General features: G+C 71.6%; 12 protein-coding genes and 1 pseudogene. 8 read left to right on the forward strand and 5 right to left on the reverse strand.

Annotated elements, in window-relative coordinates; translation table 11 throughout:
* Window positions 1–51: 51 nt before the first annotated feature.
* On the reverse strand, window positions 52–276 hold the full coding sequence (locus ACFV6D_RS32160; protein ID WP_363377142.1) for a hypothetical protein: 225 nt from the start codon (window positions 274–276) through the stop codon (window positions 52–54).
* A gap of 210 nt (window positions 277–486) precedes the next feature.
* Here ACFV6D_RS32160 and ACFV6D_RS32165 point away from each other — a divergent pair, with 210 nt between their 5' ends.
* The 3 genes and pseudogenes from ACFV6D_RS32165 (at window position 487) to ACFV6D_RS32175 (ending at window position 2,870) form a co-directional block, all read left to right on the forward strand.
* Entirely contained in the window at window positions 487–1,830 is a 1,344-nt protein-coding gene (locus tag ACFV6D_RS32165; RefSeq protein ID WP_380562289.1) for a GH1 family beta-glucosidase, read from the forward strand.
* 86 nt (window positions 1,831–1,916) lie between these two features.
* Window positions 1,917–2,048 (forward strand): annotated as a pseudogene (locus tag ACFV6D_RS32170) (family 1 glycosylhydrolase); the annotation flags it as partial.
* Window positions 2,049–2,378: 330 nt separating this feature from the next.
* Window positions 2,379–2,870, forward strand: a complete 492-nt coding sequence (locus ACFV6D_RS32175) for a hypothetical protein (protein ID WP_380491099.1) — start codon at window positions 2,379–2,381, stop codon at window positions 2,868–2,870.
* A 196-nt stretch (window positions 2,871–3,066) separates the two neighbouring features.
* On the opposite strand, the gene ACFV6D_RS32180 is transcribed toward ACFV6D_RS32175, so the two are convergent.
* On the reverse strand, window positions 3,067–3,345 hold the full coding sequence (locus ACFV6D_RS32180; protein ID WP_380562303.1) for a DUF6896 domain-containing protein: 279 nt from the start codon (window positions 3,343–3,345) through the stop codon (window positions 3,067–3,069).
* Window positions 3,346–3,348: 3 nt separating this feature from the next.
* Complete coding sequence (locus ACFV6D_RS32185) at window positions 3,349–3,960, reverse strand: CGNR zinc finger domain-containing protein (RefSeq protein WP_380423934.1); 612 nt, start codon at window positions 3,958–3,960, stop codon at window positions 3,349–3,351.
* Between the two features lie 128 nt (window positions 3,961–4,088).
* Between ACFV6D_RS32185 and ACFV6D_RS32190 the strand changes: the two genes are divergently transcribed.
* The 3 genes from ACFV6D_RS32190 (at window position 4,089) to ACFV6D_RS32200 (ending at window position 9,173) form a co-directional block, all read left to right on the forward strand.
* On the forward strand, window positions 4,089–5,156 hold the full coding sequence (locus tag ACFV6D_RS32190) for an alcohol dehydrogenase catalytic domain-containing protein (protein WP_380562291.1): 1,068 nt from the start codon (window positions 4,089–4,091) through the stop codon (window positions 5,154–5,156).
* A 53-nt stretch (window positions 5,157–5,209) separates the two neighbouring features.
* Window positions 5,210–6,193, forward strand: a complete 984-nt coding sequence (locus ACFV6D_RS32195; protein ID WP_380423933.1) for an alpha/beta hydrolase — start codon at window positions 5,210–5,212, stop codon at window positions 6,191–6,193.
* Window positions 6,194–6,515: 322 nt separating this feature from the next.
* Window positions 6,516–9,173 (forward strand): SpoIIE family protein phosphatase, encoded by a 2,658-nt coding sequence (locus ACFV6D_RS32200; protein WP_380562293.1) that lies wholly within the window; start codon window positions 6,516–6,518, stop codon window positions 9,171–9,173.
* A gap of 54 nt (window positions 9,174–9,227) precedes the next feature.
* On the opposite strand, the gene ACFV6D_RS32205 is transcribed toward ACFV6D_RS32200, so the two are convergent.
* Window positions 9,228–10,253 carry an alcohol dehydrogenase catalytic domain-containing protein gene (locus ACFV6D_RS32205; protein ID WP_380562295.1) on the reverse strand — a complete coding sequence of 342 codons (1,026 nt, stop codon included), beginning with the start codon at window positions 10,251–10,253 and terminating at the stop codon, window positions 9,228–9,230.
* 324 nt (window positions 10,254–10,577) lie between these two features.
* Window positions 10,578–11,705 carry an NADH:flavin oxidoreductase gene (locus tag ACFV6D_RS32210; protein WP_380562297.1) on the reverse strand — a complete coding sequence of 376 codons (1,128 nt, stop codon included), beginning with the start codon at window positions 11,703–11,705 and terminating at the stop codon, window positions 10,578–10,580.
* A gap of 443 nt (window positions 11,706–12,148) precedes the next feature.
* Here ACFV6D_RS32210 and ACFV6D_RS32215 point away from each other — a divergent pair, with 443 nt between their 5' ends.
* Window positions 12,149–13,840, forward strand: coding sequence for a DUF885 domain-containing protein (locus ACFV6D_RS32215; RefSeq protein ID WP_380562299.1), 1,692 nt, complete (start codon window positions 12,149–12,151; stop codon window positions 13,838–13,840).
* Window positions 13,841–14,032: 192 nt separating this feature from the next.
* Window positions 14,033–16,213: a DEAD/DEAH box helicase gene (locus tag ACFV6D_RS32220; protein WP_380562301.1), complete on the forward strand. Its 2,181-nt coding sequence runs from the start codon at window positions 14,033–14,035 to the stop codon at window positions 16,211–16,213.
* Window positions 16,214–16,668 lie beyond the last annotated feature (455 nt).

Consider the following 16,668-nt stretch of genomic DNA (forward strand, 5'->3'; position numbering starts at 1 on the left):
AGGCCTGGGGTCCGTCTTCAGGTGGACCCCAGGGCGACCTGACGGCTTCGGTCACCGGGCGGCCGCGGCCATGGCCTCGCGAACGGTGATCAGGCATGGATCGCAGTAACGGTCCGGGCCCGCCGACTCCTCGACGCCCGCAGCCGGCGCGACGCGCTGGGCGGGTTCGAGGAAGCGTCCGCACAGGGACGTCGACGAGTCGTTCTTCGTCACCACGTGCCACACCACGGCCGGCGGTGACACCGCCGGGTCGTGCTCGGCCCACATCTCGTACACGGTAGCCTCCCGAATCGCTGGGGCCCGGTCACCCCATGCAACCCCCCTCCCCGGCGGTCGGCCACCGGACGGGGCCCGGTGGGATGGCGCGCGGACGGTCGGGGCGTGCGGGTGGCGGCTGTTCCCTTGTGGTGGTGGCCGGTTGCCCCTGGCGTTTCGGTGTCGCGCCAGTAACATGAGTTCCCCTCACGTTCATGTCAGGAGGCAGTCATGCCGGACCGCTACGACCTGCCGACGGGGTTCCGCTGGGGCGCCGCCACCGCCGCCTACCAGATCGAGGGGGCGGTGACCGAAGACGGCCGCGGGCCCTCCGTCTGGGACACCTTCGCCGCCCGCCCCGGCGCCGTCCGCGACGGCCACACGGGCGCGGTGGCCTGCGACCACTACCACCGGTACCCCGAGGACATCGCGCTGATGAAGGACCTCGGGCTGGACGGCTACCGCTTCTCCATCTCCTGGCCCCGCGTGCTCCCCACCGGCGCGGGCACAGTCAACCCCGCCGGACTCGCCTTCTACGACCGCCTGGTGGACGCGTTGTTGGAGTCGGGCATCACCCCGCTCCCCACCCTCTTCCACTGGGACCTCCCGCAAGGCCTGGAAGACAACGGCGGCTGGCTGAACCGCGACACCGCGTACCGCTTCGCCGAGTACGCCACCGTCGTGGCCGACCGCCTCGGCGACCGCATCCCCGCCTGGATCACCCTCAACGAGCCCTTCGTCCACACCGTCTTCGGCTACGCCCTCGGCACCCACGCCCCCGGCCGCACCCTGATGCTGGAGGCCCTCCCGGCCGCCCACCACCAACTCCTCGCCCACGGCCTGGCCGCGTCCCTGCTCCACGACCGCGGCCTGGAGGTGATGCTCTCCAACAACCTCACCCCGGTCGAGCCCGCCTCCGCCTCGCCCGCCGACACGGCCGCCGCTGAGGCCTACGACGCCCTGCACAACCGCCTGTTCACCGACCCCGTCCTCCTCGGCCACTACCCCGACCTCTCCGCCCTCGGCGTCCCCGACGACCTCTACGGCGCCCTCCACCCCGGCGACACCGACCTCATCGCCGCCCCCGGCCTCGACGGCCTCGGCCTCAACTTCTACAACCCCACCCGCATCGCCGCCCCCACCGAACCGGGCCTCCCCTTCGACTTCGTCGACATCCCCGACGTCCCCCGCACCGCCTTCGGCTGGCCCGTCGTCCCCGACGCCCTCACCCAACTCCTCCTCGGCCTGCGGGACACCTACGGTAAGGCCCTTCCACCGATCACCATCACGGAGAACGGCTGCTCCGTCACCGAGGAGACCGTCCCCGACCAGCCCCGCATCGACTTCATGGCCGCCCACCTCGACGCCCTCGCCCAAGCCGCCGCTGAGGGAATCGACATCCGCGGCTACTACACCTGGTCCCTCCTCGACAACTTCGAATGGGCAGAGGGGCTGTTCAGCCAGCGGTTCGGACTCGTCCACGTCGACTTCGAAACGCAGCGGCGTACACCGAAGGCCTCCTTTGCCTGGTACCGCAACCTGATCGCCGCCCACCGGGCGCAGAATGCAAGGTAGGGGTCGGTAACTTTCCTGCGAGATGGCCGAGTTGGGAAAGGCCGTGACTGGTAGTTACGGTCTCCCTATAATGACAGCCTGTTCGATGGGCTGAGGGCTACCACCAGCGCTTCGGCCTCATCCACGTCGACTTCGAGACGCAGAAGCGCACCCCGAAGGCCTCCTACACCTGGTACCGCGATCTGATTGCCAGTCATCATGTGAAATTTGGACGTTAGTTGCGAGCTGCGCGAGGGGTGCGAGTCAGGATCGCGACCGGGAAGGAAGCGACTGGCGAAATGCGAACCCGTAGCCGAGTACCCCGCGCTCGGCGGTGATGACAGGGTGTCCGATAGGTCGGACGGTCTTCGCCAGCGGTTCGGCCGGGGGCCGCGGCGGCCCCCGGCCCGTCGATCGCGCCCGTCCCGGCTCCGAGTATCGTCTGATCCTTGACGGCAATGGGAACTCCGCCCGCCTCCGGGCGCCGTCACTTGTCTTCACCATCCGTGCCATCGGGTGACTACGAACGGTGAGGATGCCGGTCGACCGACACACCAGGGAGGGCCCGGATGGCGGACAGCGAGCACGAGGACGGCGATGCGAACCCCTCGGAACTGCCGGCGCTGCGACTGAAGCTCTACGTCGAGTCGCTCCAGGTCCTGATGCCCGAGCGGCAGTTCAAGCTTCTGATGGACGTCCTGCGCGGCTATGCCGAGCTCGGCGGTGGGCGGATCGCGGTGAAGCTGGACGACGAGGAGCGGGAGCTGTTCACACCTGCGGTGCAGCGCGAACTGCTCGTTCTCCTCGGCCTGATCGGCGCCCTGACACCCGGACACGAGGACCGCGCCGACCGTGTGGTGGCCGACCTCGGCGACGGGGAGTGGGCCAAGGAGGTCATGTCGCTCGTACCGCTGGAGGTCGCCTCCGACCCGGCCCGACTGCGGGAAATGCGCGACCGGCTTGACGCCGCTGAGGGCCGGCGGGCGAGCGACCGCGCGACGGTCGAGGGAATCGCAGAGGCGAGCGGGATGGCGGGGACAGAAGAGGCCGGGCCCTCCTGACTCTCGACGTCAGCGCGGTCGGCCGCATGATCCGTCCGCGTGTACCGCGGCCCGAACACCTGCTCAGAACGAGCCAGTAGTGAGAGCGATACCCCAGGAATCCGAAGCAATCGCGAGCACGGGGGTTCGTGGCCCCGCGACCTACGACCTCGTGATCAGTCGCTGAATGGCGGGCTCGTCGTCGACCGCGCCGGTCTCACGCTGAAGTCTTGACCTCGGCCACGCTGAACCACCCTGGCTGCACCTCGACCAGCGGTGGCTTCAGCGACTCCACTGCGGACCGCAGGTCCTGCTCCGTGGGGTCGTGAGGCGCGGGCAAACTCCGGCCATAGCGGCGCAGCCGCCAGAGATCGAAGATCTCCCTGCCGTCGGCTGCGAAGTCCACGTCGATCTCGGTGCCGTTGTCGCTGATGAAGAGGCAGCCTGCTCCGTGGACCTGGTAGGAGTAGGTGCCGATTTCGCCGCGCGCGGCGATGCGCTACCGGGCGCCGTCGGCGGGTGTCTGTTGCCTGGCCCGGTAGGCGCGTTTTTTGACGAGGGCGCCGCAGGTCTTCATCGAGCACCAGCGGCGGGCGCCCGCGCGGGAGGTGTCGACGAAGGGGGCGCCGCAGTCGGGGTTCCCGCAGATGCGGACGCGGGTGCGGTGCTCCGATGCGCAGAGGGCGATCAGATCCCGGGCGACCATCGAGAGCACCGCCGCGAGTGCGTCGCCGTGCCAGCGCACGGTGGTCGCGTCGGGGGCGAGTTCGGGTGTCGAGGGGGGCTCGGCGGCGGCGCGGTTGACGAGCGCGATGTCCTCGGGCGAGGGCGGCGTGGCGTCCGCCAGGGCGCGGCCGGTCCGCTGGATCGCCTCACGCAGCTGCCTGGCGCGGCCGAGGTCGGCCTCGGTGCAGGGCGGCGGCGCTGTCGTGCAGTCGCTTTCGACGGCCCAGCGGCTCAAGTCCTCGGGCCGGGCGAGCCGTTCGAAGGGCGTGTCCGCGCCGCGGTCGGCCAGGGTGCCGGCGAAGGCGAAGCACAGCCGCGCGTCGTCGAAGCGGAAGTCGGCCTTGGCGCGCTGGCGCCCCTCGCGGCTGTCGTCCCTGTCGTCCATGTCCACCACTTTATGCGGTTGACATGATTCCGGGCAAGCGGCTAGCTTCCAAGTCCACCACTTGAACCGGTGGACTTCAGGCGGTTGCTCCCCGCTCCCGTCGACTCCAAGCACGAGGAGGCCGCGCCATGCGCGCCGCAGTCATCGAGGAACTCCACAAGCCGCTCGTCATCCGCGACGTGCCCGATCCCTCCTGCCCGCCGGACGGCGCGATCGTGCGCGTCGGGGCGAACGGGATCTGCCGGACCGACTGGGCCCTGTGGGCCGGGGAGTTCTGGACGGGCGGACCGCGTGTCGAGGCCCCGTTCGTCCTCGGCCACGAGTTCGCCGGCACCGTCGTGGAGGTCGGCCGCGAGGTGCGGGGGTGGAAGGAGGGCGACCGCGTCATCTTCCCGATGAACCCCGGCGAGGGCGCGTGCGAGATGTGCCGCAGCGGCAATCAGCACGTCTGCGAGCACGTGGACTCGCTCGTACCCGGGGTGTCGTACTGGGGCGCCTTCGCCGAGTACGTCATGGTCCGCTTCGCCGACGTCAACCTGGTCGAAGTGCCGGAGGGCGTCGACTTCGTGGACGTCGCCGCGCTGGCCTGCCGCTACATGACCGCCTTCCACGGCGTCGTCGACCAGGCGAAGGTCCGCGGCGGCGAATGGGTCGCGGTGTACGGCGCCGGGGGCGGCATGGGGCTGTCGACGGTCGAGATCGCCGCGGCGACGGGCGCCAACGTCATCGCGATCGACATCACGGACGACAAGCTGGGCGCCGCCCGCGCGCTCGGCGCCGTCCACACCGTCAACGCGGCGACCGATGACCCCGCCGAAGCGGTGAAGACCCTCACCGGCGGCGGTGCGCACGTGTCGGTCGACGCCGTGGGCATCGCCGCCGCCTGCCGCAACTCCGTCCTCTCCCTGCGCACTCGCGGCCGCCACCTGCAGCTCGGACACACCACCGCTGCGGAACAGGGGGACGTCGCGCTGCCGGTCGACGTCATGATGGTCAAGGAGCTGGAGTTCCTGAGCGCCTTCGGCATGCAGGGCCAGCGCTTCGGCACGATGCTGAACATGATCGCCGCCGGCCGCCTCGACCCCGGCCGCATCGTCTCGCGCACCGTCGGCCTCCACGAGGCGAGCGAGGTCCTGGAGTCCCTGGAGACGTACGGACCCACCGGCGTGGTCGTCATCGACTCGTTCCGCCCCTGAAGCGGCTCCCCCCGGCCCCCTCGAAACACCTCCCCCCGAAAGCAGGAACGGCCATGCCCGCATCCCGTCAACTGATGGACCAGGAACTGAGCCTGGCCCTCGACGCGGTCCCCATGACCCCCAACGGCGCGTTCGACCTGACAGACCTCGCCGCAACGCGCGCGGCGTTCCGCGCCCAGGCCGAGGCCGCCGCCGAAGCCCAGCCCGGCGATCCGTCGGTCACCATCGAGACGTACCTCGCGCGCCGCACGGACGGCCCCGACGTACCGATCCGCCTTCTGCGCCCCACCGAAGCGCCCGGTCCTCTGCCGGTCCTGCTCTGGTTCCACGGCGGCGGACAGGTCCTCGGCTTCGCCGCCCAGGACGACCCGTGGCTCACCCGGCTGGGCGCGAGCCTCGGCTGCGCCGTCGCCGTGGTCGACTACCGGCTCGCCCCCGAGACACCCGCTCCCGGCGCCGCCGAGGACGGCTTCACCGCCTACCAGTGGCTCGGCCGCGAGGCGGACGCCCTGGGCCTGGACGGCGCCCGCATCGGCATCGCGGGCCAGAGCGGCGGCGGAGGCGTCGCGGCGGCCACGACCCTCCTGATCCGCGACCGCGGCGGCGTGACACCCCTGTTCCAATCACTCACGTATCCGATGCTCGACGACCGCAACCGCACCGCATCGAGCCACGAGATCACCGACATCGGCATCTGGGACCGCTCGACCAACCTCCTCGCCTGGCAGGCGATCCTGGGCGACCGCGCCGGCACCGACGACGTCTGCCCCTACTCCGCCCCCTCCCGCACCACCGACCTCAGCGCCCTGCCGCCCACCTTCATCACCGTCGGCGACCTCGACTGCTTCCGCGACGAGAACCTCGACTACGCCACCCGCCTGCGGGCCCACGGCGTCCCGGTCGAATTCCACCTCTACCCCGGCGCCTACCACGCCTTCGACCTCATCGCCCCCCACTCCCGACTCGCCACCACCTTCCACCAGACCTGGTCCAACTACCTCACCCGCCAGTTCCACACCTCCCCGTCCCCCGCCTGACATCCGCGCCGAGGACTGTTCGGTCGTGGAGGAGACGAGAGGAGAGGAGACGAGAGGGAGGAGAGGAACGGTGAGGGGCGGCCGGCCGGCCGCGGGCGGGTGAGCCGTTCGGTGCTGCGGCGGGACACGCTGCCACCTGCGCTTCGCCCCCATCAGCGTAGTGTGGCCCGCTCGTGACCGGGGTGCGGTGGATCATGGGTGTATGGCCAGAGACACGGGCCGCTCCTCCTGGCTGCCCCTGCGTCGATCGGGTAGCCGTCGTGAGCGGCGACACCCACGCTCAGCCCCGCGGGAGCAGTCGGCGCATCGCCTGTGGTCGGTGATGAGCATCCGGAGTGTCGCCGGTCAGATGTTCGTCCTGCAGGTGCTGATCGTGCTGTTGCTCGTGGTGACGGCCGTCGTCGTGCTGCTGGTCCAGTCCCGCAGCGACCGGTTCGAAGCGGCGCACGGCCGCACGCTCGCCGCGGCCCAGGCGTTCGCCCACGGTCCCGGTCTGGTGGCGACGATGCAGGGCCCCGACCCCAGCGCGGTGCTCCAGCCGCTGACCGAAGCGGCCCGCACGGCTGCCGGGGTCGACTTCATCGTGGTGACCGACCGCAACGGCATCCGCTACACCCACCCCGATCCGGAGCTGATCGGCAAGATGTTCATCGGCACCATCGGGCCGTCGCTGCACGGCCAGGTCACCGTCGAGGACGTGAACGGCCCACTCGGCTCCGAGTACCAGGTGGTCGTCCCGGTGGAGGACTCCCACGGGGCGGTCGTGGGCATCGTCTCGTCCGGGATGAAGGTCTCCAACGTGAGCAGCGCGTTCAACCGCCAGCTGCCGGTCGTCCTGGGCGTCGGCGCCTTGGCGCTGGGCCTGGCCACGGCCGGCACGGCGCTGGTGGGCAGGCGTCTGCTGCGGCAGACGCGCGGCCTGGGGCCGGAAGAGATGACCCGGATGTACGAGCACCACGACGCGGTGCTGCACGCGGTGCGCGAGGGCGTGGCCATCGTCAGCGGCGACGGCCGGGTCCTGCTCGCCAACGACGAGGCGCGCCGCCTGCTCGACCTGCCGCCCGACGTGGAGGGGTGCACCGTCGCCGACCTCGGCCTCGCCCCCCGCACGGCCGAACTGCTGCTCTCCGACCGTGCGGTCACCGACGAGGTACTCCCCGTCGGAGACCGCCTGCTGGCCGTCAACAGCCGCCCCACCGACAGCGGGGGAGGCCCGTCGGGCAGCGTCACCACCCTGCGCGACTCCACCGAACTGCGCGCCCTCGCGGGGAGGGCGGAGGTCGCCCGCAGCCGGCTCAGGCTGCTGTACGAAGCGAGCCTGGCCATCGGCACGACCCTGGACGTCCGGCGCACCGCGGAGGAGCTCGTCCGGACGGCCGCCCACGAATTCTGCGACTACGCCACTGTCGACCTCGCCGAAGCGGTCCTGGACGGCGAGGAACCACGGGTGCTGGTGGTCGATGCCCCGGTGGAGCTGCAGCGGGTGGCGCTCGCGGGCGCCCGGGACGATTCGCCGCTGTACCCCCGAGGGGAGCTGGTCAGGTGGGACCGGGGCACCCCGCAGGCGGCGGGTTTCGTCGGGGGGCGTCCCACGCTGGTCACCGAGCTGGCGACCGACGCCGGCTGGCGCATGCAGGACACCGAGCGTACGCAGGCGGTGCTGGAGTTCGGCCTGGCATCGCTGATCGCCGTTCCGTTGTCGGCACGGGGTGTGCTGATGGGCATCGCCTGCTTCTGGCGCAGCCGTGACAGAGGTCCCTTCGAGGAGGAGGACCTGTCCCTGGCCGAGGAGCTGGCCGCCCGGGCCGCCGTGTCCATCGACAACGCCCGCCGCTACACGCGCGAGCACATGATGGCCGTCACCCTTCAGCACAGCCTGTTGCCGCGCGCGCTGCCCGAGCAGAGCGCCCTCGACATCGCCTACCGCTACCTCCCCGCCCAGGCGGGGGTCGGCGGCGACTGGTTCGACGTCATCCCGCTGTCGGGCACCCGGGTCGCGCTCGTCGTCGGGGACGTGGTCGGCCACGGCCTGCACGCGGCCGCGACCATGGGCCGCCTGCGCACCGCGGTCCAGAACTTCTCCACCCTCGACCTGCCGCCGGACGAGCTCCTCGGGCACCTGGACGAACTGGTCGCCCACATCGACCAGGAGACGGCGGCAGCCGAGGGCGAGCTCGCGATCACCGGCGCCACCTGCCTCTACGCCATCTACGACCCCACCACCGCCACCTGCGCCCTGGCCCGGGCGGGCCACCCGCCGCCCGCCCTCGTCCACCCGGACGGCACGGTGGAGGTCCTCAGCCTTCCCGCCGGTCCGCCGCTCGGCCTGGGCGGGATGCCCTTCGAGGCCACGGAGGTACGGGTGCCCCAGGGCAGCAACCTGGTCCTCTACACCGACGGCCTCATCGAGGACCGCACCCGCGACATCGGTGTCGGCCTGGACGTCCTCACCGCCACCCTGGGCCGCGCCGACCGGTCGCCCCAGGAGGTCTGCGACGCCGTGCTCGACGCCCTGCTGCCCGTCCGCCAGACCGACGACATCGCCCTGCTCGTCGCCCGCACCCAGGTGCTGGCACCCGATCGGACCAGCGAGTGGGAAGTGGCCGCGACCCCCGAGGCCGTGGGCCGGGCGCGGGCCGAGGCGACCCGGCAGCTCACCGAGTGGGGCCTTGAGGAGGCCGTATTCGTCACCGAACTGGTGCTCAGCGAGCTGGTGACCAATGCCATTCGCCACGGGACCGAACCGATCAAGGTGCGGCTGCTGTACGACCGCACGCTGATCTGCGAGGTCGCCGACACCAGCAGCACCGCCCCGCACCTGCGCTACGCGGCCGCCGAGGACGAGGGTGGCCGCGGCCTGTTCCTCGTCGCCCGGCTCACCGAACGCTGGGGCGTGCGCTACACCCCCTGGGGCAAGATCATCTGGGCCGAGCAGTCGCTGCAGCCGAGCGCCTCGATGGCCTGGCCCATGATCGAGTAGCCGGGGGAGGCCCGTAGTGGGACCGCCTAGCCAGGGGGGCGTGGCCGATCCGGGTCAGCCGGTGGTGAGCACCATCCGGAAGCGGGCCTTCCCGGCGAGCATCTTCTGGTACGCCTCCTCGGCGTGGTCCAGCGGCACGGTCTCGGTCATCGGGCGGATGCCGTGCAGGGCGCTGAACGCCATCGTGTCCTCCACGTCCTGCGCGGTGCCGGACGGGTGGCCCCGGACGACGTTGGCACCCATGAGCAGTCCGGCCGGACTGATCGCCATCGGAGCGGCGTCCGCCCCGATCACCACCAGCTCCCCGCGGGGGGCCAGCCCGTCCAGGGTGGATGCGATGGCCTCGGAGTTCCCGGCAGTGGCCAGCACGGCCCTGGCGCCGCCGAAGGATTGCAGCGCCTCGGCGACCGGGGTGCCGGCGGTGCTGTCGACGTAGTGGTGGGCGCCCAGTTGCTCGGCGAAGCCGGCCTTCTCGGCTCCCCGGGCGATCGCCACCGTCTCGAAGCCCATCGCGACCGCGTACTGAACCCCGAGGTGCCCGAGCCCGCCGAGCCCGAGCACCGCGACCAGATCGCCGGGCCGTGCGGCGCTGCGCCGCAGCCCGTTGTACGTGGTCACGCCCGCGCAGGCCATCGGCCCGGCATCGCCCGCCGCCAGTTCGTCGGGGATCCGGGCCAGTGCGTCGGCGGGCGCGATCACCTTCTCGGCGAAGCCCCCGTCATACGCCCATCCCGGGACCTTCAGGTTCCGGCACACGATGAAGTCGCCCTGGCGGCACGGCTTGCAGTGGCCGCAGCTGCCGCCGAACCAGCCGACCGCCACCCGGTCGCCGATCTGCCATCCATGGTCCCGAGTGCCCTCGCCGAACTCCTCGATGTGCCCGGCGATCTCGTGTCCGGGCACCACGGGGAACGACACGCCCGGTAGCGCCGCGTTCACGAAGAGTGTGTCGGAGTGGCAGACGCCGCACGCCTCCACGGCGATCCTCACGTGGCCGGGTCCCGGCTGCGGCACCTCTCGCTCGGCCGGGTGGAGCGCACCGCCCGGGGCGGTCGCCTGTGCCACTCGATAGGTACTCATGATCAGCGCTCCTCCGGGAAGATGATCGGCGCTCCTCCGGGAAGTCGTCGCCGTACGTCGGCAGGCTGCTCAGGGGTCCATCCGGGGGGCCTTTCTTCACCATAAGGCCGTACGGGCCACTGTGCAGGGCAGTGGGGGCAGCAGGCCGAGGGCCACCACCGGCGTCACGGCCTCGTCCGTGTCGACTTCGTCCGGAATCACCGCTCACGCAAGCTTGTTGACACATCGTTCTGCCGGAGCGGTCCTGCGGGAGTCCGAAGGGACCCGGCCCCGCCGTACTTGCCGCTGCACCTGCCGCGCGGCCGGGTCCTCGGGGGGTGGTGGTCAGCTGAGGGTGCGGAGCGCGTCGGCGTCGTAGGGGCGCAGGTCGGCGTGGCGGCCGGAGAGGACCTTGGCGGCCCACTGCGGGTCCTGGAGGAGGGCGCGGCCGACGGCGACCAGGTCGAACTCGTCGCGCTCCAGCCGGTCGAGCAGGTTGTCGATGGCCTGGACCGGGGAGCCCTCGCCCCTGAAGGCGCCGACGAAGTCGCCGTCGAGGCCGACCGAGCCGACGGTGATGGTGGGGCGGCCGGTGAGCTTCTTGGTCCAGCCCGCCAGGTTGAGGTCCGAGCCGTCGAACTCGGGGATCCAGTAGCGGCGGGTCGAGGCGTGGAAGGCGTCGACGCCGGCCTCGGCGAGCGGGGTGAGGATCGCCTCCAGCTCCTCGGGGGTCTCGGCGAGACGGGCCTCGTAGTTCTCGGACTTCCACTGCGAGTAGCGGAAGATCACCGGGAACTCCGGGGAGACGGCCGCTCGCACCGCGGCGACGAGCTCGGCCGTGAACTTCGTCCGGGCCACCGGGTCGCCGCCGTAGGCGTCGGTGCGGCGGTTGGTGCCCGCCCACAGGAACTGGTCGAGCAGGTAGCCGTGGGCGCCGTGCAGCTCGACGCCGTCGAAGCCGATCCGCTCGGCGGCCGCGGCGGCCTCGGCGAACGCGCCGATGACGGCGTCCAGATCGGTCCGGGTCATCGCCCGGCCCGTTCCCTCGGTGCCGTCCAGGCGGATCCCGGACGGGCCGACGGCGGGCGCGTCGGCGAACGGCGGGTCGCCCTGCTGGCGCACCATGCCGATGTGCCAGAGCTGCGGCACGATGGTGCCGCCCGCCGCGTGGACGTCCTCGGCGACGCGGGCCCACCCGGCCAGCTGCTCCTCGCCGTGGAAGCGCGGGATGTCGTCACTCTGGCCGGCGGACTCGTGGCCGACGTACGTCCCCTCGGTGATGATCAGGCCGACGCCCGCGGCGGCCCGGCGGGCGTAGTACGAGCGCACGTCCTCGCCGGGCACGCCGCCCGGGGAGAACCTGCGCGTCATCGGCGCCATCGCGATGCGGTTGGGAACGGTCAGCCCGTTGAGCGTGACGGGCCGGGACAGGATTTCGGCCGCGCGGGAGGCTGCGGGCTCGGTGACGGTCATGGGATCCCTCGTGGGTACCGGTGGAGTGCGCCGGGGCGGAATTGGTTGCCTGTGCAAACAACCTGGGTGGCCCCCGCATTTCGCCGACTGCGCGAAACCTGCTGTGATCAGCGCCACTGCGCACCGGAGGGGGCGGCCGGCTCGCCCTGCCCGGTCGTGGCCCAACCCGTGTGCTGCGGTGCGGACTTGGCGGCCGTCCGGGGCGGGAGGGCGGACCCTGGCTACAATCACGACGTGTTCGACGGCCTGAGGCCTTCCGCCGGCGCTCCGGAATCGTCCACGTCGACTTCGCGGCGCAGCGACTTCGCGGCGCGGTGACTTCGTGGCGCAGTGACTTCGCGGCGTAGCGACTTCGCGGCGTAGCGACTTCGCGGCGCAGCGGCGCACCCCGAAGGCCTCCTATGCCTGGTACCGCGACCGATCGCCGACCGAAGGAGCTGACGATGACTCCACGACAGATCGCCGACGACTACGTGGCCCGGGTCGCCGCACACGACCCCGTCACCTCCACGTCCCTGGGCCTGGCTCCGGGCGACGACCGCATGCCCGACCTGTCGCCGGACGGCGTCGAGGAGACGGTCCGGCTCGCGCGGGAGGCGCTGGCGCGTCTGGACGCCGTCCCCGAGGCCGTCCCCGAGGCCGGGCCCGACGGGGATCCGGCGGAGCTCGTGTGCGCGCGGCTGCTGCGCGAGCGGCTCGACGCCGAGGTGCGGGTGCACGAGGCCGGCGAGAACTTCCGCGCCGTGCGGAACCTGCACACGCCGGTGCACCAGCTCCGGGGCATCTTCACGATGATGCCCACCGCCACCGACGACGACTGGGCCCCGGTCCTGGGCCGACTGCGCAACCTGCCCGCCGCGCTGGACGGTTACCGCGCCACGCTGGCGGAGGGCGTCGCCCGCAAACTGCTCGCCGCGCCCCGCCAGGCCGACGTGCTGTGCGCGCAGCTCACCGCGTGGACCGGCGAGACGGCCGGGGGCCCCGGCTGGTTCGCCGAGTTCGTCGCCCCCGCGCCGCAGCGGCTCCGCCCCGAACTGGACACCGCCGCGAACGAGGCGACCGCCGCTGTGGCCGCGTTCCGGGACTGGCTCCGCGACAGCTACCGGTCCGCTGCGGAAGGCACGCCGGACGCCGTCGGCCGCGAGCGCTACCTGCTCGGGGCCCGCCGGTACACCGGCGCCGACCTGGACCTGGACGAGACCTACGACTGGGCCTGGGAGGAGTTCCACCGGGTCTGGGCCGAGCTGCGCACAGAGGCCGAACGGGTGCTGCCCGGCGCCACCGTCCGGGAAGCCCGGGCCCACCTGGACGAGCACGGACACACCGTGCACGGCGCCGAGCAGATGCGCGGCTGGCTGCAGCAGATCACGGACGACGCGATCGAGGTACTCGACGGGCGCCACTTCGATATCACCGGCCCGCTGCGCCGGGTCGAGACCAGGATCGCCCCGGCCGGCAGCGCCGCCGCGCCGTACTACAGCGGACCGAGCCTCGACTTCGCCCGCCCGGGCCGGACCTTCCTCCCGCCGGCCAACGGCGACGCGCAGGAGCGGTTCCGCACCTGGCGCCTGGTCAGCACCTGGTACCACGAGGGCGTCCCCGGGCACCATCTGCAGCTCGCCTCCTGGACCGCGGCGGCGGAGCAGCTGTCCCGCTACCAGGTCACCCTCGGCAAGATCAGCGCCAACGTGGAGGGCTGGGCCCTGTACGCGGAGCGGCTGATGGACGAGCTCGGCTTCCTCACCGATCCCGGACGCCGCCTCGGCTATCTCGGCAAGCAGATGATGCGCGTCGCCCGCGTCATTGTCGACCTCGGCATGCACCTGGAGAGCGCCATTCCGGCGGGCTCCCCGTTCCACCCGGGCGAGCGCTGGACCCCGGAGCTGGCCACCGCCTTCATGGCCGACTACGTCGGTCTGGCGCCCGCCCACCTGCACAGTGAGATCGTCCGCTACCTCGGCTGGCCCGGCCAGGCCATCGGCTACAAACTCGGCGAGCGCGCCTGGCTGGCCGGCCGCGAGGCGGCCCGCCGCCGGCTGGGCGCCGACTTCGACCTCAAGCACTGGCACATGAAGGCCCTGCGGCAGGGCTCCCTGGGCCTGGACGACCTGGAGACGGCCCTGGCAGCGCTGTGACCGCCGGCTGACGGCAGGGTGACCGCCGTCGATCGAGACGGACGCCCAGGCGCCCCCGGCCCGGAGACTCCGCCGGGCCGTCGGGCGGCCGGGGGAGTGGTCGGGGATCCGGGGCGGTCGGCGGTGCCTGGATGGAATCATGTGGACGCCCGGAGAGGGTGCCGCAGGGTCGAGTCGGGACAGGAGCCGTAGGTGGGAGAGAGGCAGCGCGCCGTCCGGAAGCCCAAGGTCGTGCTGGCGGACGGGGAGCGGCTCCATGCGGTCGCCCGCGCGGTCGTCGACGATCACCAGGGTGCTGTCGAGCACGTGCGCCAGGCCGCGGCCGGTCTGCGGGGCCAGCTGGTCCGCGACGAACTGGACGGCATTCCGGTGGCCCGGCTGAAGGACGTCACCGAGGGGCGTCTGCGCGTCGGCGCGTTGGAGGCCGCCGGAATCAGGACCGTGCGGCAGGTGGTGGACGCCACGCCCTACACGCTCCAACTGCTGCCCGGAATCGGAGCCCAGAGCGCTCTCCAGGCCATCGCCGCCGCCGGGCAGATCGCCCGGGCAGCGGAGCAGGCCGTGGCGATCCGGCTGGACGTCGACCACCAGGACGCGGCGGGCACCGCGCTGGTCGTCGCACTCCAACGGCTGGTCGCCGCCGGGTCCGATGCGAGACGGGCCAGGGAGCTGGCGGAGCGTGTCGCCGGCGAGACCGCCGCCCTGATCGCCGCCGCCCAGCCGGCCCGGGGCGTTGTGAGAGGCCTGTTCGCCGGGCGGCAGCGCCGACAGGAGGCGTTCGCCGCGGTCGACCGGTTGGACGCCCTGCTCGCGGAGACGGAGGGCCGAGGAACGTCCATGCTCTTCGCCCAGGCCTCGGTGGACCTCCTCCGCCCACCGGCCACGGACATCGAGGCCTGGGCGGAGTTCGAAGTCCGCTCGGCCGAGTTCTACGGCGTCCTGGGCGAGTTCGCCGGATCCGGCTCCGACGGGCTCACCGCCTCCGAGGGCTTCCTCCCGGAGAGCCTGTCGGACCGGGTCCGGGCCGAGCCGCTGGACGACACCCGGTGCACGGTCCCGCTCCGTGGTTACCAGGCGTTCGGAGCCCGCTTCGCCCTCGCCCAGAAGCGGGTGATCATCGGCGATGAGATGGGCCTCGGGAAGACGATCCAGGCGATTGCCGCACTCGCGCATCTGCGGGCGCACGGGAGCGCACACTTCCTCGTCGTCTGCCCGGCGAGCGTCCTCATCAACTGGATCAGGGAGATCGAGTCGCGCAGCACGTTGAGGGCGTTCCGACTCCACGGCCAGGAGCGGGAAGCGGCGCGCACCGAATGGCTCCGCAGCGGAGGTGTCGCCGTCGTGACCTTCGACGGACTGCGTCGCCTGGGGGCCCCGGAGGACGTCACGGTCGGCATGGTCGTGGTGGACGAGGCCCACTACGTCAAGAACCACAGCACGAAGCGCTCGCAGGCGGTGGCCGAGTGGACCGACCGCGTCGACCGCGTCCTGTTCCTCACCGGCACCCCGATGGAGAACCGGGTGGAGGAGTTCCGGAACCTGGTCCGCTATCTGCAGCCTGATCTTCTGCCCGGAATCCACAGCAGTTCGGCCGCCGCGGGGCCGACGTCGTTTCGCAAGGCAGTGGCACCGGCCTACCTGCGCCGCAACCAGCGGGACGTCCTGACGGAGCTCCCCGACGTCGTTCATGTCGACGAATGGGAGGAACTGTCGGCGTCCGATCTCGTCGCCTACCGCTCGGCGGTCGCCGAGGGGAACTTCATGGCCATGCGCCGTGCCGCGTACGCGGACCCGGAAGGGTCGGCAAAGCTGCTGCGGCTGATGGAGGTCGTCGACGAGGCTGCGGAGAACGGGTTGAAGGTCGTTGTCTTCTCGTTCTTCCGAGATGTCCTGCGGGTCGTCCAGGACGCCCTGGGGCAGCGTGCTTTCGGCCCGATCGACGGAGGCCTGGACGCTGTCCGACGGCAGGACGTGGTGGACGAGTTCGCCGCCGTGCAGGGCCATGCGGTGCTGCTGAGCCAGATCCAGGCCGGCGGTGTGGGACTGAACATCCAGGCGGCGTCGGTCGTCATCCTCTGTGAACCCCAGGTGAAGCCCACCGTGGAGAGCCAGGCGATAGCCAGAGCCCATCGCATGGGCCAGGTCCGGCGTGTGCAGGTGCACCGCTTGCTGGCCGTGGACAGCGTCGACCAGCGGATGGTGGAGATCCTTCGCGCGAAGAGCCAGTTGTTCGACGACTACGCGCGCCGCAGTGACGTGGCCGAATCGACTCCTGAAGCGGTCGACGTCTCGGAGCAGTCGCTGGCCGCGCTGATCGTGGAGGAGGAACAACTGCGCCTCGCCCGGACGGCTGCCAACGGTGCTGCGACCTGACGCCGTGACCGGGGGCGTTGTGGCGGGTCGGTAGGGGTCGGGAGGGGCTGGCAGGGGCGGTTGGCAGGGGCTCGCAGGGGTAGACCTGCGCGGTCCCGGGCTGGGCGTTTGTTTCGGGCACTGAATAGGGGGTACTGTCTCCCAGTCGCTCGGCAGGGAGCACCGGACACGCATCGGCGCGGACGGTCCCGGGGCGGCCAATCCTCTTGAAACACCACCTCCTGGTTCGAGCCGGGTCGCGTCTTGTCGCGGCTTGGTTCCTATTCGGCGTGCTCGTTTTATTGGATTGCGGCTGATTCGCTTTTCGGAGCAGGGGTCGGCTAGAGTTTGAAACGTCGGACGGGGCATAAAGCCGCAGATGACACCAGCGAGTTGGATGAACGAAGCGCCGGAAACGGAGCGGAAAACATCTGGTAAGCTGGAAACACGAAAGAACGAAGCGCCCGGAGGGCCCG

Origin of the sequence: Kitasatospora sp. NPDC059812, assembly GCF_042732075.1 — a bacterium.
In the GTDB taxonomy this organism is placed as follows: Bacteria; Actinomycetota; Actinomycetes; order Streptomycetales; family Streptomycetaceae; genus Kitasatospora.

Excerpts from the sequence above, each read along its gene's own strand:
- ACFV6D_RS32185 (WP_380423934.1), bottom strand. The coding sequence starts at position 3,960 with ATGGACGACAGGGACGACAGCCGCGAGGGGCGCCAGCGCGCCAAGGCC.
- ACFV6D_RS32175 (WP_380491099.1), top strand. The coding sequence starts at position 2,379 with ATGGCGGACAGCGAGCACGAGGACGGCGATGCGAACCCCTCGGAACTG.
- ACFV6D_RS32200 (WP_380562293.1), top strand. The coding sequence starts at position 6,516 with ATGAGCATCCGGAGTGTCGCCGGTCAGATGTTCGTCCTGCAGGTGCTG.
- ACFV6D_RS32210 (WP_380562297.1), bottom strand. The coding sequence starts at position 11,705 with ATGACCGTCACCGAGCCCGCAGCCTCCCGCGCGGCCGAAATCCTGTCC.
- ACFV6D_RS32215 (WP_380562299.1), top strand. The coding sequence starts at position 12,149 with ATGACTCCACGACAGATCGCCGACGACTACGTGGCCCGGGTCGCCGCA.
- ACFV6D_RS32190 (WP_380562291.1), top strand. The coding sequence starts at position 4,089 with ATGCGCGCCGCAGTCATCGAGGAACTCCACAAGCCGCTCGTCATCCGC.
- ACFV6D_RS32205 (WP_380562295.1), bottom strand. The coding sequence starts at position 10,253 with ATGAGTACCTATCGAGTGGCACAGGCGACCGCCCCGGGCGGTGCGCTC.
- ACFV6D_RS32195 (WP_380423933.1), top strand. The coding sequence starts at position 5,210 with ATGCCCGCATCCCGTCAACTGATGGACCAGGAACTGAGCCTGGCCCTC.
- ACFV6D_RS32165 (WP_380562289.1), top strand. The coding sequence starts at position 487 with ATGCCGGACCGCTACGACCTGCCGACGGGGTTCCGCTGGGGCGCCGCC.